General features: G+C 66.6%; 17 protein-coding genes. 7 read left to right on the top strand and 10 right to left on the bottom strand.

The genetic code is table 11. The annotated features are described in order from the left end of the window. Positions 1–63: 63 nt before the first annotated feature. The 6 genes from Poly30_RS27650 to Poly30_RS27675 all read right to left on the bottom strand — a co-directional run bounded on the left by Poly30_RS27650 (position 64) and on the right by Poly30_RS27675 (position 8,898). The gene (locus Poly30_RS27650) at positions 64–2,517 is read right to left on the bottom strand and encodes a family 20 glycosylhydrolase (protein ID WP_145205681.1); all 2,454 of its coding nucleotides are present in this window, start codon (positions 2,515–2,517) and stop codon (positions 64–66) included. Between the two features lie 4 nt (positions 2,518–2,521). Beyond that, a complete protein-coding gene (locus Poly30_RS27655; protein WP_145205684.1) occupies positions 2,522–3,424 on the bottom strand; it encodes an alpha/beta hydrolase family protein in 903 nt (300 codons plus the stop codon). A gap of 6 nt (positions 3,425–3,430) precedes the next feature. Beyond that, positions 3,431–4,255: a DUF72 domain-containing protein gene (locus tag Poly30_RS27660; protein ID WP_145205687.1), complete on the bottom strand. Its 825-nt coding sequence runs from the start codon at positions 4,253–4,255 to the stop codon at positions 3,431–3,433. Beyond that, positions 4,252–5,016, bottom strand: a complete 765-nt coding sequence (locus Poly30_RS27665) for a lysophospholipid acyltransferase family protein (RefSeq protein ID WP_145205690.1) — start codon at positions 5,014–5,016, stop codon at positions 4,252–4,254. The genes Poly30_RS27660 and Poly30_RS27665 overlap by 4 nt, the downstream gene beginning before the upstream one ends. After that, positions 5,013–7,298, bottom strand: coding sequence for a type II secretion system protein GspG (locus Poly30_RS27670; RefSeq protein WP_145205693.1), 2,286 nt, complete (start codon positions 7,296–7,298; stop codon positions 5,013–5,015). The genes Poly30_RS27665 and Poly30_RS27670 overlap by 4 nt, the downstream gene beginning before the upstream one ends. Before the next feature lie 118 nt (positions 7,299–7,416). Continuing rightward, positions 7,417–8,898 (bottom strand): hypothetical protein, encoded by a 1,482-nt coding sequence (locus Poly30_RS27675; RefSeq protein ID WP_145205696.1) that lies wholly within the window; start codon positions 8,896–8,898, stop codon positions 7,417–7,419. A gap of 253 nt (positions 8,899–9,151) precedes the next feature. On the opposite strand from Poly30_RS27675, the gene Poly30_RS27680 reads away from it, so the two are divergent. Then, the gene (locus Poly30_RS27680; protein WP_145205699.1) at positions 9,152–10,153 is read left to right on the top strand and encodes a peptidylprolyl isomerase; all 1,002 of its coding nucleotides are present in this window, start codon (positions 9,152–9,154) and stop codon (positions 10,151–10,153) included. A gap of 621 nt (positions 10,154–10,774) precedes the next feature. Here Poly30_RS27680 and Poly30_RS27685 read toward each other — a convergent pair. Then, positions 10,775–11,599 carry a ParB/RepB/Spo0J family partition protein gene (locus tag Poly30_RS27685; RefSeq protein ID WP_419190749.1) on the bottom strand — a complete coding sequence of 275 codons (825 nt, stop codon included), beginning with the start codon at positions 11,597–11,599 and terminating at the stop codon, positions 10,775–10,777. A gap of 269 nt (positions 11,600–11,868) precedes the next feature. On the opposite strand from Poly30_RS27685, the gene Poly30_RS27690 reads away from it, so the two are divergent. After that, positions 11,869–12,624 carry a hypothetical protein gene (locus Poly30_RS27690; protein WP_145205704.1) on the top strand — a complete coding sequence of 252 codons (756 nt, stop codon included), beginning with the start codon at positions 11,869–11,871 and terminating at the stop codon, positions 12,622–12,624. Further along, positions 12,602–13,336, top strand: a complete 735-nt coding sequence (locus Poly30_RS27695; protein WP_145205707.1) for a metallophosphoesterase family protein — start codon at positions 12,602–12,604, stop codon at positions 13,334–13,336. Before Poly30_RS27690 ends, Poly30_RS27695 begins: the two co-directional genes overlap by 23 nt. A gap of 10 nt (positions 13,337–13,346) precedes the next feature. Here the strand turns inward: Poly30_RS27695 and Poly30_RS27700 are convergent, their stop codons facing one another. Next, a complete protein-coding gene (locus Poly30_RS27700; RefSeq protein ID WP_419190750.1) occupies positions 13,347–14,642 on the bottom strand; it encodes an HPr family phosphocarrier protein in 1,296 nt (431 codons plus the stop codon). Positions 14,643–14,680: 38 nt separating this feature from the next. Between Poly30_RS27700 and Poly30_RS27705 the strand changes: the two genes are divergently transcribed. From Poly30_RS27705 to Poly30_RS27720, 4 genes are all read left to right on the top strand, one after another. Beyond that, complete coding sequence (locus Poly30_RS27705) at positions 14,681–15,616, top strand: sigma-70 family RNA polymerase sigma factor (RefSeq protein ID WP_419190751.1); 936 nt, start codon at positions 14,681–14,683, stop codon at positions 15,614–15,616. 27 nt (positions 15,617–15,643) lie between these two features. Continuing rightward, positions 15,644–16,792, top strand: coding sequence for a hypothetical protein (locus Poly30_RS27710; protein WP_145205716.1), 1,149 nt, complete (start codon positions 15,644–15,646; stop codon positions 16,790–16,792). A 7-nt stretch (positions 16,793–16,799) separates the two neighbouring features. Then, on the top strand, positions 16,800–18,014 hold the full coding sequence (gene hemW / locus Poly30_RS27715; protein WP_145205719.1) for a radical SAM family heme chaperone HemW: 1,215 nt from the start codon (positions 16,800–16,802) through the stop codon (positions 18,012–18,014). Between the two features lie 129 nt (positions 18,015–18,143). Continuing rightward, positions 18,144–18,425, top strand: coding sequence for a DUF427 domain-containing protein (locus Poly30_RS27720; RefSeq protein ID WP_145205722.1), 282 nt, complete (start codon positions 18,144–18,146; stop codon positions 18,423–18,425). 68 nt (positions 18,426–18,493) lie between these two features. On the opposite strand, the gene Poly30_RS27725 is transcribed toward Poly30_RS27720, so the two are convergent. After that, positions 18,494–19,684: a glycosyltransferase family 4 protein gene (locus Poly30_RS27725; protein ID WP_145205725.1), complete on the bottom strand. Its 1,191-nt coding sequence runs from the start codon at positions 19,682–19,684 to the stop codon at positions 18,494–18,496. A 41-nt stretch (positions 19,685–19,725) separates the two neighbouring features. Then, on the bottom strand, positions 19,726–21,117 hold the full coding sequence (locus Poly30_RS27730) for a glycosyltransferase (protein ID WP_145205728.1): 1,392 nt from the start codon (positions 21,115–21,117) through the stop codon (positions 19,726–19,728). Between the last annotated feature and the right edge of the window lie 15 nt (positions 21,118–21,132).

Genomic DNA, 21,132 nt, shown 5'->3' on the forward strand with positions numbered 1-21,132 from the left:
TGTACGTACGGCGAGGAAAAGTGTGACGAAATCCGATGATCCCGTCCTCATGCTAACCGACGCTCAATCCTGGAACGAGCGGAGCCCGAGGAGCGCGTTGGCGTCGACGAGGGTCGAGAGCGGACGCAGATGCAGAGAGACCGGGGACCTCAGGGATTCGCCCGCGGGCGTAAGCCACACCTGCAGGTCGTTGTGAACATCCAACACCGCATGTTCGATACAAAGGCTGTACACCCCGGCCTCCAATTCGGCGCTCCGACGGACGATCTGATCGTCGCTCCCGCAGGTAACAGAAGCGTCACCGAGGGTCACGCGACCGATGCCGCCCCGGCTCTGGAACTCCAGGGTCCAGAGCCCGGGCTCGTCGATCGTGACCTGGCCACGGGCGACCACCGCGTGGCGGCCCCAGATCCTCGGGCGTTCACGATCGATCGACCCCACGGTAGAAGATGGCTCCCAGGAGATCGGCCGCAGATCGATGTGAGCCTCCGGACGGACCCGAGCGAACTGCTCCCGATGGATAGCACCGATCCTGTCAGGGGTCGGCGCCATCAGTTCCCCGCGGCCGATCGCTGCCGCCGCGTCGAGTCGATCGAAATCCCCGGGCTCGAACGCGCCTCCGCGGGGCAGGCGATATGCCTCGAAGCCGAGGACCGGCATGCCTCGCTCGAAGCGGACCTGGGTCACGCCTCCGATCCGTCGACCGTCGTCGGAGAAGAGCGCGGCCGCGATCACCGTGCTCTCCTTCAACACCAGCGGTTCCGCCGGAGCCAGGGGTGACTCGTTCGTCGGCTCGGCCCCGAACTGACCGCTGGCGACGTAGCGAATCACTCCCGGTGCCGAGTGCGCCGCCGTCTGGAAGCGGACCTCAACGCGATCCCCGAAGAGCAGGCGGTCCGCGCCCAGATCGCTTTCCCACTCGAGCAGCACGGGCCTCAGCATGTCACGCACCACGTCGCGCGCTTCCTGCGCCAGAGGCTCGAAGTCCGCGTAGGTCGCAGGCGCTGCGTGGCTTCCCCACATCCGCTCCGCGAGTTCGGGCGCCAGTCGCAGCACCGCGGGCACGATCGCTTCGGGCCTTTGCTCCCAGACGCAGATCTGCGCTCCCTGGAGCGGCGCCCCCGCGGGGAGATCGGTCGTCCTGCCACCGAAGCGCTGCCGAACGCTCGATGGCGACCAGTCGAACGCATCCTCCGGCTGGCTGGCCCAACCCTGGGCGGGCACGATGTAGAGCGGCTCCCAGCCGCAGTTGATGATGTTGTAGCCCGCCTCGACGAGTTCCAGAGGCCCGAAGGAGTCCTGGCTCCAGCACATGACCCACGTACCGGTGCCGACGCTGCTCTTCGCGCTGTCGGTCGGACGGAAACCCTCCCAGACGATCGGTCGACGCTCCCTGCTCGCGACGAACTTCGCCATCCTCCCCAGGAAGTGATTCAGGTGCGCGTCGAGAGCGCCCCCCTCCAGCCGAAAAGGAAGATCTTCCGCAGCGCTCAGCGCCTGGAACTCGGGCAGCTTCAAGAGATCCGGCGCGTAGAACTCGTCGCCTCCGAGGTGAACGTAGGGACTCGTCCAGAAGAGGCCGCTCACCTCGTCGAAGATCTTCTTGAGCGCGACGATTGCACGCGGCGAAGCCATGTTGATCGCGCCCGTCACCTCGGCCTTTCCCGTCTGCGGGTCGACGTGACCGAAGAGATCGGGGCGCGAGCGAATCAGTACGCTCGAATGCGCGGGCACATCGATCTCCGGCACGAGCACGATCCCGCGGTCGGCCCCGTACTGCACGAGAAAGCGCAGGTCCCCGGCGGAGTACCCGCGATGGGGCCCGTCCACCGCAGGATCGGTTCGCTCCGGCAAACAGTCCGCGGGGAACGTGAACGCCTGATCGTCCGACAGGTGCAGGTGAACGGTGCTGAGCGAGAAGAGAAACGCCAGGTCGATCGCTTCCCGAACGGATTCGACCGAGTGCGGAAAGCGCGCCAGGTCCAGCATCAATCCGCGCCACACGTAGGCGGGCGCGTCATCGATGCGGGTGGGTGGCAGTATCCAGAGGCCGTTTTCCGCGTCGAAACGAAAGAGCTGCGCCAGGCGCGCGATCGCGCGCGCCACGCCGACGGAATTGGCCCCCGACAGAGCGACGTGATCGTCGAAAACCTCGATCGCGTAGCCCTCGGGATTCTCGGCTACCTGGTCCGCCAGGTAGCCGATCGTCAGCGTCAGGTCCCCGGAGCGCGCAGGCCGCTCACCGAGCGGAATCCGGCGCCCGAGCCGCTTCTCGAGCGTTTCCTGGAGCAGCAGCGCCTGACGCTCCAGTCCGTCCTCGGCCGCGACGATCCGGGCATCGTCCGGCAGCACGAAGGGAGCGAAGCGCGGCTGCGCCATCATCGGCGACGGCACGAGCGGAGGAGGCGGCGGGGGCGACCAGCCGCCTTCCTGGATCGGCGACGACACGGCGGATGCCACGGCTGCCACCAGGGGAAGCAGCGAAGGGAAGAGCGCAGACAGCATGGGGTGATTCACGGCTTCAGTTTACTTGGGGCCGCGCCGGTGACGCGGTGCCGCGTGGGGGCTCCGCGAGCGGGGCCAGGTGGTCAAGCGTCGCAGCGATGGCACGCTCCAGGGCTTCGGGGGACACCTCCCCCATCGGGTGTTTCGCGTCGAACGCGTGGTCGGCGCCTTCCAGGATCAAGGCCGAACCGCCCGGCGCCGCCGCGGCGAGTCGAGTCGCGGCCGACGGCGGCACGGTTCCATCCTTCGAACCATGGATGGCGAGGAACGGCCCCGGGTAGCGGCCTGCGGCCGCCACGATGTCGAGGCGCTCGCGGTGCTCTTCGAAGTCATCCAGCGCGGCGACCGACATCCGATGGACCTGGCCGGTGCGCCCGTTGGGAACGCGGAGTTCCCCCTCCGCTCTCCAGTGGGCCTTCGTCGCGTCGTCGAACCGATCCGACTCGTCGATCGCGGCCCAGGTGACGAGCGCCGCGGGTGGATCCTCGGCCGCCGCCACGATGGACATCCCGCCGCCGCGGCTGTGCCCCATCAGCGCCTCGCGGCCGGCATCGACGCCCTCCAGCCTGCGCGCCCAAGCGCGAACGCGAGCGATGTCCTCGAGCTGTCTCGTGTACGTGTCGCGGAGGAAGGCCTCCTCGTCGTCCATGACCATCGGGTCGTCGCCGATGCCGGAACCGGACGCGTTGAAGGAGACCACCACGAATCCGGCGCGCGCGAGCCGCGTGGACAGCATCGGAAAGAAGCCCCAGTCCATGAAGCCCTTGAAGCCGTGGCTCAGGACCACGACCGGCCGCTCGGCTGCTCCCTCTTCAAGCGCATCCCCGGGCCGCTCGATGCGAACACCGACCCGCCGCGCGGGATCCTCTGGATACAGGAGCCAGGTTCTCTCCTCCTTCGTTGCCATCTCTTGCGCCATGGACTGTCAGTCATCGTCCGCCGTTCGGCACAGCGGCTCCAAATGGGGAAAACTCGAACGGATCTCGGGCCACGCGAGGATCGGCTGCTCGCCGTTCAGCACGTACTTGATCTCCAGCGCGGCCGCGACGCCGGGCTGGACCGCCGGGCCGCAGTCCGTGACCACGTAGAGCACGTCGAAGCGCTCTTCCAGCGCGCGAGCCCGGCGCGCCACGCGCCCGATCAGCGCAGGCGGCGCCGGCCCATCGTGGACCAGTCGCAGCATGCCGATCGGGCCCGTGGCCCCGTGATCGGCCGGCGGCGCGTCCCAGCGGTCGTCACCCTCGAGATACACGAGCGACCAGCCCGTGCCGCGGACCGCGTCGAGGGCCGTCGACTCGTACCAGGAGCGGTGGCGCGCTTCGAGCACCAGGGGCGCGGGGCGCAGCGCCCGCGCGAGCTGGCTGAGACTGCGGACCTCGGCGGGCCCGAAGAGGTAGCCCTCGCTCGGCAGCGTCGCGACGACCGCGCCGAATCGCTCGCGCTTGAGCAGTGGTGTGAGCGCCACCACGAACGCCTCGGTGTCCGCGGCACGCTCTGCGTCACTGCGGCTTCGATCGAGCAATCCCGCGGGAAGTCGCAGCAAGAGCCTCGTGCGGGGACTCTCCGACAGCGCCGCTCTCCAGCGCGCCACGTGCTCACGCCGCGGGATCACGTGGGCCGTGGTGTCGACCTCCAGGCAGCCGAAGTACCCCCCGAAGAACGCCACGCGATGGAAGTCCGCGCTGCGCTTCGCCGGTAGAAGGGTCTCCAGCGCCGGGTGCATGAGCCCGCTGAAGCCGATTCGAATCACCAGTCCACCTGCTTGTCCAGGGAAGCGAACGCCTCGATCTCCGCCCCGATCAGGCGGCTACGGATCTCGTCGGTCGCCGCGACGAGCGCGTCCTCGCCCGACGCGCGCGGGACCTCCAGCGGTTCGCCGAACACCACGGTCACCCGGCTGAACGGTAGCGGGATCGTGAAGCGGTCCCAGGAGCCCAGCCGCAGCGCACGTGAGACCCCGAACCCGATCGGCAGCACGGGGCGCCCGGTGGCGCGGGCCAAGAACGCCGCTCCGAGGTTCATGTGATGCCTGGGCCCCCGAGGGCCGTCAGGCGTGATCGCCACCGGAACACCGCTGGATAGCAGGGCACGCATCTCGCGAATGGCGCGCGCGCCGCCCTTGGCCGTCGAACCGCGGAGCGTCCCGTAGCCGAGTCTCTGGAGCAGCATGTCGGCGAGAGCGCCATCCCCCGAGGCCGACACGAGGACCGTGGCGCGTGTTCCGGCAAACGCCGATGCCGCCGTCGCCATGCGGCCGTGCCACAGCACCGGAATACAGCCGTCCGGTGAATCGAGCACGCCCGTGCGGAGCTCCGGGCGGATCATCTTCACGCGCCAGGTGCGGCTGAGGCCGCGGAGAAGCGCCGGCGCGAGAGCCGGCACGATCGGCGCCGTGACGCGCCTGCGCCAGTCACGAAAACGCCGCCGCAGCGGCCCGTTGCGCGTGGCACGGTCGCTGCGGCGGTAGACCCACTCGGGGTCGGAGCCAGGCTCTGGCCGATCCGGGCTCAACGCGGAGAGATATCGTCCCCGGCGCCGCCGTCGTCCACCCCATTGGGGCCCATGGAGTAGAGCCTGTAGGCCTCGTCCGTCTTCGCGTAGATGAAGGCATGGCCCCAGCCGTCCATGGGCAACGCGTCCGATTCCAGGTAGCCATTCGGGTACTTGGTCGACGTCTCCAGCAGAGCGTCGAGGGAGGCGGGCGCTGCGCCCTTGTGGTCGTACTGGTAAAGCGTCAGCGCGACGTCCAGGTCGACCAGCGACTCTTCGGTCGTCGACAACAGCGCTTCGGGGCTACCTGGCTCCGGGGCTTCCTCCGCGGCGTCCTCCCATTCGACTTCGTCCACCGCCACGGCTTCCACCATCAGCGGCTCCGTCCCCTGGAAGCGGGTCCCGACGGTGAAGAGCCCGGCGAGGCTCGCCGGCAAGAAGAAGGCCTCGGTGCCCAGCGACGACTTCGCATACTGCATCACCTTGCCGTCCTGGATTCGGGTCCAGTTCTCGCTTGGCTGGAAGTGACGCGTGAGGATGGCAGCGTCAGGCAGCATCGCCGGGTTGATCGGAAGGTCGCCGCCGCCCGCGAGCAGCGGCGCGATGCCCTTGATCTGCGTGTAGAACATCCCGAAGAACTGGGGCCAATCGGCGTAGCCCACCGTGGTCGCGCCGTTGAGGTCCCCCATCGCCATGATCTTCTCGTGAACCGGCGGTTCCTCGCCATCCGCGAGCTTTCCGACGCGGCGAATCTCCTTCTTGGCGTGCGTCGGAAGCGTCGTCAAGAGGACGCGGTCGCCCATGATCGTGAACGTCGGCTTGAAGAAGCTTGCGGGGTCGAACGGCAGGCCTGGAACGGAGAAGCCGACGTCGCCGGTGAAGGAGAGCGTGTACATCATCGCGCCCTTGTAGTCGTCCCGAACGAGCTGAACGTCCTCGCCGAGACTTTCGGCCATTCCCATGAGGCCATCCATGCCCTTGGTGAACGCCTCCTTGTCGCGCAGGGCCACGGCGCCCATCACGTTCGGGGCCGAGAAGAGCGACGTGAGCGCCGGAAGGCTGTAGCTCACCGCCCCTCCGAGCGGAGCGGCGAGGTCCCGGTCCGGTCGGAAGTGGAAGCGCTCTTCGATCTCGTCGAGCATCGTCGGGTCCTCTTCGGTAGCGAATTGCTGGATCAGGTTCGCCAGCACCTTCGAATCGAGACTGGTGACGGAGGTCACGAGCGCGTCCGGATGGACGAGTTCCAGCGCTGACCGATCCAGGGGCTGGGCTCCGATCACGCCGGACAGCGGGCCTCCGCGCGAAGGATCGTGGATCCCTTCCAGGACGAACTGGCCGCTATCGATCCCCATGCGCCAGTGGCCGCCGCGGATGGCGAGCGAGGCGGCGGGGCCGATGAGCGCTTCTGCGATGTCGAGCAACGGGACCGCGTTGGGCTCGTTCATCGCGACCATGTCCTCGACGAAGGGGCGCAGGAAGAGTTCGAAGGCAGGTGCCGCGGGCGCCTTCTTGAAGGCTGCTCGCCCCGGCTCGAAGAGCGAGGCGGCGGGACTCGGGACCGTGTTGGCCGCGAGCGCCCGGACGTAGTCGGCCGAATCAACGTTGCCCATGAACAGGGCCAGGCGCTTGCCACCCGCCACGAGGTGCATGGTGGTCTCGAACCCATTCTTGCCCGCGCCGTTTCCGGCTTCGCTCGGCACGAACGTCCAGTCGCGAATGCCGCTGGCTCCAAAGCCCATCGCACCCTCGGGCATCGTCAGCGCACGCGCGCTGAGCTCCATCCCCCTCGGTCCGTCCTCGCCAATCGCCTCGATCAGGAACTCCGTGACCTTCTCTGCTGTTGGCTCGTCGATGAAGTCAGCGACGAAACGGATGCCCAGGTTCTGGCTGACGAAGAAGCCCTTGTCCTCGGCTGTCTCGATGCCCTGCACGAAGGCAAGCACGTCGCCGCCGGCGAAGTCCACCGAGGCGCTGGCTGATTCCATGCCCTGGAGATAGTCGAGGAGCGGCGGCATCTCGCCCCTGTCCACGGCCCTCGCATACTGCTCCATGAGCATCCCGATGGGGTCCACCGGGTCCGCTCCCTCGCCTGCCATCACCTGACCGATCGCGGTCTGAAGATCGGGGTCCTCCAGCATCCGGACCGCGCCGGTGGTGCGGAAGGCCTCGATCAGCTTCTGGAGATCAGGGAACTGGACGACGAAGGTCGCAGAGGCCGGATGCAGCGAAGCAGGCGCGTAGGACGCGGATTCTTGGAACGGAACCGAAATGGCCGCTGAAGCGAGACCTAGGGCGATGAACATGGTGGAACGAAGGTGGGAACGGGAGTCTTGCGCGAAGGGGGTCGACCTGAGGACTCAGGGACTCGAGGACTCAGGCCGGTGATGAGATGGGCGGTGATGAAGTGGGCGCCGAAAGCGATCAGAGCCCGGCGTAGGCGCGGATCTCCTCCTCACTGTCGGCCAGCTTCTTACGAATCTGTTCCAGGATGTTCTGCACGTCCTCGCCCTTTTGGAGCTGCTGCTGGAATTCCTTCAGCAGCTTGGAAAGCTCGGGGTTCCCGCCGTCGACCATGTAGGCCACGAGGAGGCCGGCGCTGAGGATCAGAGTCGCGGTCTGGTCGTTCTCCAGCCGGCCATCGAACTCGAAGACGTCGTCGAGGTCCGCAAGGCCCCCCTGGCTGCGGAGGTTGCTGGCGGACCACTCGATCGCCCAGCGCGGGTTGCCGCCCTTCTTGACCTGCTGATCCTTGAACCAGCGGGATGCGTAGTTGGCAGCGCCCCAGCGGAGCCACCGGGGGATCCGATGTTCCTGGTAGCGCGCTTCCAGGAAGCGGCCTCTGTCGACCCCCTTGTCACCTGCGTGCTCGATGGCGTCCGCGGCGGCGTTGAAGCTCGGATCGAGGCTCTCGACGAAAGAGAGGCCATAGGCGAATCGAGCGTCGTGGATGCCATAGTTGTCCCCGTTGGAATCGTCCGCGTCCCAGTAGGTGACGCCCATCCCGTGATACTTGCCTTCTTCGAGATCGAAGTAGAGATCCGCGAGCGCAGCGCGTGAGTGGCCGGAGACGCCGAACGGGTCGATCTGCGGCAGGTCGAAATCCTCATCTCCGTCCATGAAGCGCAGGTACTGCGCCTGGTCGCGGACGACCGTGAACGGCACCGGGACGTCGCCGCCGTAGCCGAAGACCTTCTGCATGTCGAACCAGGCCTGTTCCGCCTGGGCCGCCGCCTTCATCGCCGTTTCTCGCGTCGTCGTGGCCCAGATGACCGCGCGCTTCGTGGGGATCTTCCACGGTGCCTCGAGGTCCTCATGCCACTCGTTGGCGCGGTCGAGCGGAAGCCACGTGTCATCGCACTTCCAGAGGCCCTGCTCGATCTTGTCGAAATCCGCGGGGGCGATCCACTCGAGGTCCTGCTGCTTCCAGCCCTCCGCCTTTCGCTTCAGCGCGATCGGATCCACCCAGTCCCCGTACTCGTTGCGGACGAAGCCCTGGGACAGGAACGGCACGTCGGCTGGTTCGACCCACTCATCCTTGAACTTCACGAGGCCACGCTCCTTGGCGACCTTCTCCGCGTACTTGTCGCGCTCGCGCTCGGTCTCGAACCACTTGCCGTCGTAGGCCACATGGCCGAGGGCGAGACGGGCCTCCTCATGGTCCGGATCCACCTTGATCAGGGCCTTCAGCACGCGCTTGCGATACTTCTTGCGTTCGTCGTCCTCCAGGGACCACTGGTAGAGCGCCCAGAGTTTCTCGGGGTCCTTGCCTGCTTCCGCCATCTTGTCCTTGAAATCATCTGGCACGGAGACGGTGAGGGATCCAGCGATCGGGGCCCTCACCAGCTGGACTGGGTCCGAAGGGAGAGCGAGTGGCGCGACAGCGATCAGGAGAGAGGTCAGCATGGTGGAGAGGCTGGGATGGAGGCCCGGGGGAGCCCTTGGATCGAGAAACTTGGGATGGCGCAGGCGAACGAATCGCCCCCACCGCCCCGCGGGCTTCTATAATGCCCGGTCAGTCACGCCCCCACCGTTCTGGGCAGACGAATTCAATCCTTCCTCGATCCGGCCCTTTCGCTCCGGCTCGAACCCAAAACGCCTCGCAAAACGAGCAACCACCCCAGGGCGCTTCCTGCAAGCAGTTCAGGCAACGAAAGAGATGGCAAAGCACAAGGCCGCGACCGAGATCAGCATCGCCCAAGAGGAACGCTCTGCGTTCGCCGAGTTCGTCGATCAGTACAAGTGGATCGGACTCGCGATCCTGGGTGCCGTTTCCGCGGTGATCCTGTGGATGAGCCGCTCCAGCGAGGCGGCCGTCCAGGAGCAGCGCGCCGACTGGAACGCGCTCTACCAGGCGACCTCCGGGGGCGAGGCGGACGCAGCGGCGGTCGCGGAAGCCGCCAAGGCCATCAAAGAGCCCTCGGTCGCCGCCATCGCTCGAATCAACCAGGCGGCGATCCTGAGCTCGGAGCGCAAGTACGGTGACGCGGAGCAGGCGCTGGGCCAGGCGCTCAAGGACGCGCCCGCGATCTTCTCCAGCGTCAAATTCCCGCTCGGGCCCGACGGTGAGGAGATGACGCTCCTCAAGAAGATGGAAACGGCGCTCTCTGCCGAATCCAAGTGGATGGACGAGCACAAGTCGCTGTTCGAAAACCCTGATCTGCCCGAGAACGCCCCGCGGGTGGAGCTGAACACACCGAAGGGCAAGATCGTGGTCGGCCTCTACATCGACAAGGCGCCGCTGCATGCCAAGAACTTCCTGAAGCTGGCGGAAGAGGGATACTACGACGGCACGAAGTTCCACCGGGTTCAGCCGGGTGGATTCATCCAGGGCGGAGATCCCAACAGCCGCAACGACGACCCCGCCTCGTGGGGCACCGGCGGTCCTGACACCAAGGTCCCCCAGGAGGACTCCGGCCTGGTCCACGCCGAGGGTGTACTCGCCGCGGCCAAGCAGGGTGGCGCCAAGGACTCCAGCGGCAGCCAGTTCTACCTGACGGCTTCTCCCCAGCACCAGTTTGACGGCAACTACGTCGTCTACGGTAAGGTCCTGGAGGGTCTCGAGCTGATTCAGGAGATTTCGAACGCCGAGCTCCGCACGGACAAGGCCGAGACCCCGGTTGAACTGGTGGAGATCACCAAGGCGACCGTCGTCGAGTAGGCGATTCGCGGCGGCAGCGGCGGAAGAAGCGGCATCGGAAAGCTCCGGTGCCGCTTTTTTCGTGACCCGAGCCTCGACCGGGGCCAAGTGTTCCACGTGGAACATTCCTCCCGCCGCCACTGGCGGCACACGAATGTTCCACGTGGAACACTCGGGACCTCACAGCAAGCCAGGCGTGAATGTTCCACGTGGAACACCAGGTAGCTCACAGCGAGCGTGGCGTGGATGTTCCGCGTGGAACACCTGGTGGCTCACCGGAAGCGAGCGTCGGATGTTCCACGTGGAACACTCCGTGGTCCTCACGAGCTGACACGGGGATGTTCCACGTGGAACATCCGTCCTGTCACGCATCGCCGACGGCTGTGGACAACCACCATGACCGCCAGGATGAAGGGGCCCTCGCTTCCGACGCCAAAACGCGATCGCGGTCGCTTCAGCGGGGTTGGCGATCTCTGGAAGACCGGCGCAGGGGCGGCAGGCGCTCACTTCCGCCGCGTGGACAAAAGGTGGACAACTCGCATTTGCTTGCCCTCACGGAGAACACGAAGAAGGGGATGTTCCACGTGGAACATCCCCTTGCCTCGAGCGGACAGCGATTCGACCGCGGATGCTCCATGGACCTCAGAGGGTCTTTTTGGGAGCAATCAGCGCAACGATCCGCTCCAGTTCGTCCCGGTTCGCGTAGTCCAGGGTGATCGAGCCCCGGTACTTCTTGCCATTCTTCAGGGTGACCTTCACCCCCAATGTCTCGCGCAACTGGCCCTCGATCTCATGGACCCATGGCGCCGCTGGAGCCATCTCCTTGGAAGAGACGGCACCGACGCTGCCTCCTGACCCCGACGCAGTGGAAGCCGGCTCGGAGGCCTTCGTCAACTGCTCGGTCTCACGCACGGACAGATCCTTTCGCACCACTTGCCCGAGCGCACCGAGAATCTCCTTCTCACCCTTCAGGCTGAGCAGGGCGCGGGCGTGCCCCATGGAGATCAAGCCCTTCGTCAGCGCCTCCTGAGCATCCTTCGGAAGATCGAGCAGACGAAGGTGGTTCGCCACGGAGGAACGCTTCAGCCCGACACGTTCCGCCACGCCCTCCTGCGTGAGCCCCACCCGGTCCATCAAGGCCTGGTATCCCCTCGCCTTCTCCAGAGCATCCAGATCCTCTCGCTGGACGTTCTCGACGATGGCCAGTTCGAGGCTGGCGGTGTCATCCAGCTCCTCCTTGATCGTGGCCGGGATCTGCTTGAGCCCTGCTGACCTTGCGGCACGCCAGCGCCGCTCCCCGGAGACGATCTCATAGCCCGATTCGATCTTGCGCACACAGATCGGCTGAAGCACGCCATGGCGCTCGATGCTCTGCCGCAGGTCCTCCAGGGCCGCGCTATCGAAGGTCTTGCGGGGCTGATCGGGGTTGCGTCGGATCATCGAAACGTCGACGTATTGGGCCGCCATTCGGACCGAAGGTCCGCTCGGCTTCCGCGGGGTGCTGGTCTCTGGCTTGCTGACCTCGCCAGCGCTCGGCTCTGCTTGAGCCTGCCCAGGCTCACCTGTCTGACCGAGCAACGATCCCAGGCCTCTTCCGAGACGACGTTCCATATCCTTTCCTGTTCGGCGCCGATGTTCCACGTGGAACACTCTTGTTCCCGTGGCTAGAAACCGCGACTGTAGACGAACCACAGGGGCTGTCAAGCAGCGAAAGTTCGACACGCCCCTGCCGCGCCATGGCCGCTCTTCTCATTCTCCGCATCGTCATCACCCAGGTCCTACGGCAGCCGATCTTCTGGCTCGCCAGCGTCGGGCTACTCGCAGTCTGGTGGAGCCTCGAGGTCTTCATGCCGTTGGGGTTGGGGACCGCAGGGATCCATCGATCGACGGCACACTTCGAGTTGGCCCTGCTGGCCGGAGCCTTCGGTCAGGCCCTGGCACTCGGCCCATGCCTCAAATTGAGACCCATGTTTCTCGAGAGAGGTCGATGGTGGGGACTGGGGGTCGACCTGACCGCTTTGACCTCCATGTCCGCACTCATGGCGAGCGTGGTGCTGATCCCCGCGGAGGCGTTCCAGCGGTGGCAGTTCGCCAGCTTCGAGGCCACCACCTCGGTCGCAGCACTTCTGGTGGGGTGGGCCCATCTCGCCTCCATGGTCGCCATCGTCCCGCTGCGGTCCTCGTCCCGAGACCACCACGATTCGTTCCGCGACAAACTCACGGGAGTCGGCTGGATAGCGTTCGCCGTGGTCGTGGTACCGGCTCTGACCGCCGGCCGCCTTCCGTACGGGCGCGCACTTCTTCACCTTCTGGATCCAGGCCGGATGCTGAGATCGTCGTTCACGGGCGACCCGCTCGGGGCCGACGCCTGGCTGGCGTCCCTGCTGCCCATCTTCGGTTGGAGTCTCGTCGCCGCCGGCTGGAGTCGCGGCTCGACCGCCGCCTCGATCGCCTCCCCCAACGCCCGCCATGCGCTACGCCATCCTCGGTGATATTCACTCCAATCTGGCGGCGCTCGAAGCGGTGCTGGACGTCGTGGACGCAGAGGGAATCGAGGCGATCGTCCAGGTGGGGGACGTGGTCGGCTACGGAGCAGCCCCGGCCGAAGTCATCGAGGTGCTGAGGGCAAGGCAAGCGCTCGTCGTGAAGGGGAATCACGACGCCGCATGCGTGGGGGAGTTGGACTCGAGACTGTTCAACGCGGACGCACGGGCCGGCGTTCGATACACGACCAAGCAGCTCGGCAGGACGGACTTGAGGTGGCTCGCGGATCTTCCGATGACGGCGCACCAGGAGCACTTCTCCCTTTCCCACGGAACGCTCGACCGCCCCGAGCGCTTCGACTACATCCAGAACACCGCCGACGCCGACCCATCACTCGATGTGATGGATCGGCCGGTTTGTTTCGTGGGGCACACCCATGTGCCGGTCACGATCATGCGCTTGCTGGACGCACCGAACCGGACGTCCTACACCATCGAACGAACGGTCGATCTGTCCGAGTCGACGGTCGCCCTGGTGAACGTCGGCAGCGTGGGGCAGCCGCGCGACGAGGATCCGCGCGCCGCCTATGCCATCTATGACACGGAGACCACCCGCGTCGAAATGCGGCGCGTCGAGTACGACATCGAGCGGGAGGCGGCTCGGATCATCGGAGCCGGTCTGCCGAAGATCCTTGCGGACCGGCTGTTCCTCGGCTTCTGATCCTCCAGCCTCACCGCCTCAAATAGCCAAGCGAATCGGGCAGAGCCTCCAGCCCGGCCTCGCCGAGGTCGGCCGCGAACAGCGCGACCAGATCGCGCAGAGGGCGCTCATCTCCGCGCACGAGGTACTCCCGGGCTTCGGGGTTCGAGCCGATGGCGACCATGATCTCCAGGATGGAGCCCGCGTTGCAGACGGTGCCCGCGACTTCCAGCTCGACGGGTGTGCCGTGGTGCTGGACCACCGCCACCACCAGGGAAGCCGGCCGAGCGTGCAGGATGATCCCCTCACGAAGTTGGAGGGTGGCTTCGGAAGCATTCGTGTAGCTCGGCAAGAGCGACGAGGCCAGGTCCTTTCCGTGCTCGATAAAGGCCCAGGCCCAGACGAGGAGCCGGTTCAGGGTCACGTCTCGCACCTCGTGTCGAGGCACGATGCCCTGCAGGGCCACGTCGGCCGTGTCCGATCGAAGGCAGCCCTCATGGCGCTCGACGAAGTGCGTCAGGCGCGTCACGGCTTCGAGCGTATGGAGCGCCGCCGAGATGTGTCCCCGAAGTGTCTTGAGCCGCGGGTCGCCGGTCTCGAGCACGGTATTCTTCACGTAGGTGTCGTAGCTCGACTGAAGATTGTGAACCGTGGACTCCCAGACGCGAGCATCCACCTCCGAGCACCGAGAGTGCATGAAGGCCTCCCGCTCCTGTTCGTCGAGGATCGGCCGGATCTTGACCTTCTGGAGCAGTTCGACGGCGGCGAGGTACTTGGAGGCCACCTCCGCGATGCGCTGCTCTTCGTCCTCGATCCGATCCAGGTCGACGTTGTGGGGGAGTCGGAAGCGCCGAACCGTTCGGTCCAGAGGCGGATGACCCTCGCCCTGGGTCAGGTGCGTGACGCCGATCGAACGCCCCTCGTCGAGGAGGGCGCGCATGAGTCCTGCCAGCTTCGCCTCGGTGAACTGAAGGGCGAGGCCGAGATCATCCAGCGCGGCCACCCTGCGATCGCCGAGGGATTCCAGCACACCGTAGGAAGCGACGCGCCGAACCAGGTGAATCAGGCTCAGCCCGGTCAGCGCAAATCCGCGAATGGACGCCACGATCTCGGTGAAGGCCGAAAACCTGCGATTCGTCCGTGCGCCGTAGTCGTCGAGGAATGCCTCGAGTTCGTCCGCTTCGACGGAGAGATCGAAGAACCGCCGCTTCGTCCACGCCGCACCGCCCGGGGCCGCACACGTCTCCAGAAGCGCGACTGCGCGCTCTTCCAGAAGTGTGCAAAAGTCCTCTTCAGGGACGACCTTTTCAATCGACGGCTCGTTCATGTCTCGTGAAGAGGATAGCAGAAGGCCCGTCCCGAGACGTGGAGGGACGATCACCCCCCGCTCTCAAGAAGCCGAGCCCCGGTATCCGAACGGTTAGGAAGAAGCAAAGGCGGCGCACGTGCCCGCTACTCCCCATCTACCGCCCCGATCGCCCGGAGTCCGCCATTTCAGCCGAACGCTGCCTCGAAACCTACCTTCAGGAGATCAATGAGGTCCCCTTGCTCACCGCCGAGCAGGAGAAGGAACTGGGCGCGCGCGTCCAGGCGGGCGACATGGAGGCGCGGGAGCATCTGATCCGCGCCAACCTCCGCCTCGTCGTGTCCATCGCCAAGATGTATGGCGAGCGCGGGCTCAACCTCCAGGACCTGATCGCCGAGGGCAACATCGGCCTCATGAAGGCCGCGGAGAAGTTCGACCCCGACGCGGGCTGCCGTTTCTCCACCTACGGGACCTGGTGGATCAAGCAGTCGATCCGCCGCGCCCTGACGAACACCGTGAAGTCCGTGCGGGTGCCGGGCTACATGAACGAGATGATGTCCAAATGGCGGACGGTCGCGAACGAACTGCGCTACATGCTCGGTCGCATGCCCACCGTCGAGGAGGTCGCACTCGAGCTGGACATCCCGAAGGAGTCGTGGCCGCTGCTCAAACGAACGATCGAGAGCAATGCCGCGGGCCAGGTGTCCCTGGACGTGATGACCCAGAGCCAGGACACGGTCGAGGACGAGAACGCGACCGATCCCGAGGACAGCACGATCCAGAACGATCTACTCGCGCGCCTGAACGAACTCCTTCTGGTGATCGACGAGCGCGAGGCGACGATCCTTCGTCTGCGCTACGGCCTCGGCTCGAACGCAGAGGACCCGATGACGCTCAAGGAGATCGGGAAGATCGTGGGTCTGACCCGCGAGCGGGTGCGTCAGATCGAACGCGACGCGCTGAAGAAGCTCTACGAGGTCATGGCCGGCGAGTAGCCGTCCGATTACGGTGGAGCGCAGATCATGCGCTTTGCAGTACTACTTCTGGCCGTCCTCGTGGGAGTGACGGCCTTCTTCCTTTTCGGCGACCGGCTCGGTCCCACGGTCCCTGGGGAGGAACAGGTCCCTGCGGTCGTCTCTCCGCTGGGGATGAGCGGAGATGACCCGGCCGCCGCCCCGGAGAACCCGGTGGAGCCCGCCATGGACTTGCCGACGGTACCGGACGAACCGGAGGAGTCGCTCACCAGCGTCACCGAAGACAACTCGAGCCGCGTGCCGGACGGTGACTTCGGCGGCGCGGAACTCGTGGAGTTCCACGGGAACGCCATGCTTCAGCCCGTCGGCAAGACGCCCTACCCTGCGGTGCGCGGAACCATCGAGATCGCCGTGCTCAACCGCGGCAAGATGGTGCCTCTGACGGTCAACGTGAACCAGGGCCGCTTCCAGGTGGAAGTACCGGCCCGCTGTCGCCTGCGCATCGACGGGGGGCGACTGGAGGACCAGACCGTTCGCTTCCTCGGTTTCCCGGGGCCGTTCACGCTCGACGAAACCGCCGACTACGCGCTGATCGGCGAGCCTATCCCCGTCAACACGCTCCGCGTATTCGCAGGCACCCAGCTCGTGCCGCTTGCGGGCGTCACCGTCAGGATCGGCCCGGACGCGACCACAGCACGAAGCCGGGGTGAAGCGATGGTGGGGGACGTACTGGTGGAGAACGCCGCGTCGCCGATCGAGCTTCCCTACCTTGCCGCGGATCACCCGATCTGGCTCCACGTCAGCGCCGACGGCTACGCGACCACCGCCCTGCTGGTCGATCCGCGCGAATCCGGCGTCATGGACGCCGTTCTGTGGCCCGCGGCCGAACTCACGGTGCGCGTGACCGGCCCGAATCGCACGAACCTCAAGGCGCTGCTCCTGCATCGAATGGAGCCCGGTCCCAACGGCGCCGCACCTTCGAAGCGCCACTTCGCCACGTTCGGGCTGAACACGCCCGGCATCACCACCGACCCCGACGCGACCATTTTCGCGCTCGAAGGACTGCCGGCTCTGCCGCTCTTCCTGGAAGCCCGCGGCTTCGACAAGCGCGGCCGCGAAACGGTCCTCGGCAAGACCACGATCGAGCTGGGCCCGAACGACGGGAAGACGGTCGAGCTCCGCACGGAGAACCCGTGACGTCCCGATGAGTTCCACGGAAGAGAGCTTCGCCGCACGCCAGGGGAAGCCCAGGGCCGCCGCGCTGGATCGAGCGGAGGACGGCGTCGCGCTCTACGTGCACCTGCCGTTCTGCGCGGCCAAGTGCCACTATTGCGACTTCTTCTCGGTGCCCGACGACGGCCAGGACATCGACGGGATGATCGCCGCGATCCTGGAGGAAGCGCGCCTCCGCGCGCCGCTCCGTCCACGCACCGTCTTCATCGGCGGCGGAACGCCCTCGCTGCTCAGCATCGAGCAGCTGACGCGCTTCCTCGACGGACTCGACGAACTCGTCGGTTGGCGGGACAGCGCCACCGAAGTCTCCGCCGAGTGCAATCCCGAGAGCCTCGATCGCGACAAGGCGAAGGCGCTGCTCGACCTCGGCGTTCCGCGCCTGTCGATCGGCTTCCAGACGCTGAACGACGAGACCCTGAAGCTCTTCGGCCGCGTGCACAGCGTCGACGATTCCTTCCGCGCGTTCGAGGCCGCCCGCGCGGCCGGCATCGAGCACCTCAACCTCGACATGATCTACGCGGTGCCCGGCCAGACGGCCGCGGACTGGGCGCGGGACCTCGGCCGCGTTCTGGATCTGGGGCCCGAGCACCTCTCCGCTTACAACCTCACCTTCGAGGAAGACACGCGCTTCAAGCGCTGGCTGGACCAGGGCAAGCTCGCGAGCTCACCCGAAGAGGTCGAGCTGGAGATGTTCCACACGACGCGAGAACTCACCGCGGCCGCGGGCCTGGCGGCCTACGAGATCTCGAACCACGCGCGCCCAGGCGAGGCCTGCGCCCACAACGTCGGCTACTGGCGCAACGCCCAGTACGTCGGCATCGGCCCGGGCGCGGTGAGCAAGGTGGGCCAGGCACGCGCCGGCAATCCGCGCGCGATCCAGCCCTACCTCCGCCGCATGCAGACCGCCGGCCACGCCACGGACTGGCGCGAGGACCCCGACGTCCACGCTCGCCTCGCCGAAACGTGGTGGCTCGGGCTCCGCTTGACCGAAGGCGTGAATCCGGAGCGAGCCCGCGAAACCGCTGGACTCACCGACGCAGAAGAGGACCCGCACCTGGCGACCGCCCATCTCCTCATCGACCAGGGCTTCCTGGAGACGCAGTTGAGAGACGGCGCGACCTACTACCGATTGACGGCCAGCGGGCTGCCCCTGGCCGACGCGGTCGCGCGGCAGTTTCTCAAGTAGCCTCGACTCCGAGGAGTCCGCGCCTCCAGGCGGAGTTCCGATATCGCTGGATCCGGCGGTCGAGACGCTTCGAACTCCCCCTCGAACTCCCCTGCTGAACCCGATCGTTCGAACCCGAGAGAAACCACCATGCCCACAGCCACCTGGAACGGAACCGTCATCGCCGAGAGCCCCAACACCGAAGTGGTGGAGGGCAACCACTACTTCCCCGCCGACTCCCTTCGGATGGAGCACTTCAAGCCCGCCTCCAACACGACGGTGTGCGGCTGGAAGGGCACCGCGAACTACTACGACGTGGTGGTGGACGGCGAAACGAACGCGGGCGCGGCGTGGTACTACGCCGACCCCAAGCCGGACGCCGCTAACATCAAGGGCCACGTGGCCTTCTGGAAGGGCGTGAAGGTCAGCTGAGGTAGCGAAGGCGCTCTCCGCGTGCTCGAGTCACCGGCCCACCACCACACAGGCGTGGGGCAGGAGGCTCAAGGAGACGCGCTCTGCTTCTGTGAAGTGGACGCTCTGGCGAACGTCCGCGGGCCGACCAGCTCCTCGATGAAGCTGTCGATCTCACCGAGCTTGACGTGCATCGAGTAGCGATCCAGGGCCATCCTTCGGCCCGCGTTGCCGATCCGCTCCGCCAGCGAGGGCGCTTCCAGCAGCCTGACACACTGCGCGGCGAAGGCCTCCGGGCCCTCCGCGATGAGAACGTTCACGTCGTGAATCGCGCCCAGCCCTGGCACCGAGATCGGCGTCGCCACCACCGGGATTCCCATGGCCCAGGACTGCAGGATCTTGTTCTTCAGTCCGGTCCCGGAGCGCAGTGAGCAGGCCAGCATGGCACCGCGGCGCATGTCCGAACGCACGTCGTCCACGGTCCCGGTGACCTCCACATCGTGGGCCGCCAGGGCCTCGATCTCCGGCGTCGGATTGCGGCCGACGATCAGCACCCTTGCGTCCGGAACCGACCGCTGAACGATCGGAAGCACGCGCTTCACCAGATAGAGCGCGCCCTCGACGTTCGGGCCGTAGGACATCGTCCCTTCGAAGAGAAGAACAGGTCCCTCGTCGCGGTGCTTGCCGCTCGGAGGAGCGGGCGCGAAGTAGTCCGTATCCACGCCGTTCTGGTTCACCTCGACGCGCAGGCGAGGCATCCGCGCCCGAGTCGAGTTCGCGTCGTTCTCGGCCACGAACAGGGCGAGATCCGCGTGGGCGAGGAACCTGCGCTGGTAGAGGGAATTGCGCAGCAGTCGACGGGCCATCGTGGCACGGGAGCGCGGCCCCTTCGCCCCGCGCAGGTCCCGCCAGTTGCCGAGTAGCTCGTCGTCGACCACATCCGCGATGATCTTCGTTCGCGGAGAGACAAGGCGCCTGACCTCGGGGAGGTACAGAAGCATCTTCCAGCCGGCGACCCAGATGAGGTCGTACTCGCTCCCCGAGAGCCGCTCCGCCAGGGCCTCGCTGTAGGAGCGATACCAGGGCTGGACGTCGTGGGGGCTGAAGAACGTCCTGATGCGGTGGACGGCCGAGGTGTTCGGCTCCAGGCGCACCGGAATCGCCCGGAGGGACGCGACGCGCTCCGCGATGTCCGCGTCGATGCTCCCGACCTCATAGGCCAGAACGTCCACCGCGGCCTTCTGCACGAGATGCCTCAAGAGCGGTCGTGTACGAATCACGTGCCCATCCACCGGCTCACCAGGCAGCTTGGGAAGAAGGGTCAGGACACGCACGGATCGGGGATGGGCACGGCTTTGAGAACGGACGCGACGGCCGCATCGAGCGCACCGCCCGAGGCAGAGAAGAGACCGCGCACTTCACGCGTGCGGATCCGCAGGGATTCGTCCGCGAGCGCCCCGTGGAGGCGCGCCGCGATCGCCGCCGATGACTCATCACGGGATCCGACGCTGGCCGCTCGGTGGAATGCCAGCCGCGCGGCGCATCCGTCCTGGTCGAACGCCGACGCCGAATAGACCACCGTGGGCGTGCCCATGGTGAACGCCTCGTGGATCGAGTGGATCCCTGCGTGCGAAATGAAGAGATCGGCTTCTTTCAGCGCTTCGAGCTGGGGCGCCCATGGGAGGACTTCTATCTGAGAAGGTAGCGGCTTCCCGCGGCGCCGAAGGACCCCTTCGAGCGCGCGGGTCTGTCCACCCAGTCCGAGCAGCAACACCCAGTCATCCCGGGAAGCCAGCGCTTCGACCAGGCGATCCACGAACGGGCCGCCCGACGCACCGCCCTGGTCGTCGTCCCGGTCCGCGTCCGCCGCCATGGAGGACAGCGATCCGTAGAGCACGCGGTGGCCCGCCGCGCGCGCCCGTCCGATCCTCGCCTCCATCGCCCCGAGAGCGTCAGCTGCGCGTTCGTCCTCGATCCGGTCCAGCCGCACCATGGGACCGACGTGGGAGAACGAGGCTCTCTGGACGTGGGGGAACTCGAGCTCCTTCGCGGTCATGCTCCAGACCGGCACGGAGTCGAACGCGAACAGCGTGCTCCAGTCATGGCCCCACAGATCCGACGCCGGGAACCCGGTGCGGCGCGCGTACTCCTCGACGACACCGCGGCGGTCCGTGCCGAAGTAGCGCATGGACGTGCGCAGTCGCCGAAGTCGGCTGCGGCAGCGGTAGCTCGTCCACGCCGCCCAGCGTGACATCGAGGTGCCGCCCACCAGCCGAGAACCCAGCGGCGGAAGGCCAGCGCACCGGCGGAACTCGAACCAGGGACTGAGGATCACGGTACGCACACCGCTCGTCACGCAGGTGATCACGTGCTCCTCGAGGTCGAAGTCCGCGAGAACCAGATCCGGCTTGAGCCTTCCAAGAAGCTCCCGCAAGGCCTCCATCCCCAGCGCCGCCACGCCCGCGCTCCGCCGCTCCACCCGCGTACGCCACTCCGCGCGCTTGTGGGCGAGACGCGATTCGTTCGCTCGACGCCTTCGCTCCGGCGCAGGCTGCCGATTCACCGGAGGCAGCTGGTGATAGTCGATCCCGTGTCGCTCGATGGTCGCGCGGACGTCATGGGGGCATGCATAGGACACGCGATGGCCGCTCGCTTGAAGCCTCCGGACCACCTCGAGGCTCGCGTTCACCATGCCCGCAAGCCCGGACGTCATGACCAGCACGTGCGC

The sequence above is a fragment of the Saltatorellus ferox genome (genome assembly GCA_007751475.1).
In the GTDB taxonomy this organism is placed as follows: domain Bacteria; phylum Planctomycetota; class UBA1135; order UBA1135.

Coding starts and splice junctions, on each gene's coding strand:
- hemW (WP_145205719.1), top strand. CDS start 16,800: ATGAGTTCCACGGAAGAGAGCTTCGCCGCACGCCAGGGGAAGCCCAGG.
- Poly30_RS27675 (WP_145205696.1), bottom strand. CDS start 8,898: ATGCTGACCTCTCTCCTGATCGCTGTCGCGCCACTCGCTCTCCCTTCG.
- Poly30_RS27685 (WP_419190749.1), bottom strand. CDS start 11,599: ATGGCGGCCCAATACGTCGACGTTTCGATGATCCGACGCAACCCCGAT.
- Poly30_RS27710 (WP_145205716.1), top strand. CDS start 15,644: ATGCGCTTTGCAGTACTACTTCTGGCCGTCCTCGTGGGAGTGACGGCC.
- Poly30_RS27670 (WP_145205693.1), bottom strand. CDS start 7,298: ATGTTCATCGCCCTAGGTCTCGCTTCAGCGGCCATTTCGGTTCCGTTC.
- Poly30_RS27690 (WP_145205704.1), top strand. CDS start 11,869: ATGGCCGCTCTTCTCATTCTCCGCATCGTCATCACCCAGGTCCTACGG.
- Poly30_RS27700 (WP_419190750.1), bottom strand. CDS start 14,642: ATGAACGAGCCGTCGATTGAAAAGGTCGTCCCTGAAGAGGACTTTTGC.
- Poly30_RS27655 (WP_145205684.1), bottom strand. CDS start 3,424: ATGGCGCAAGAGATGGCAACGAAGGAGGAGAGAACCTGGCTCCTGTAT.
- Poly30_RS27720 (WP_145205722.1), top strand. CDS start 18,144: ATGCCCACAGCCACCTGGAACGGAACCGTCATCGCCGAGAGCCCCAAC.
- Poly30_RS27680 (WP_145205699.1), top strand. CDS start 9,152: ATGGCAAAGCACAAGGCCGCGACCGAGATCAGCATCGCCCAAGAGGAA.
- Poly30_RS27695 (WP_145205707.1), top strand. CDS start 12,602: ATGCGCTACGCCATCCTCGGTGATATTCACTCCAATCTGGCGGCGCTC.
- Poly30_RS27730 (WP_145205728.1), bottom strand. CDS start 21,117: ATGACGTCCGGGCTTGCGGGCATGGTGAACGCGAGCCTCGAGGTGGTC.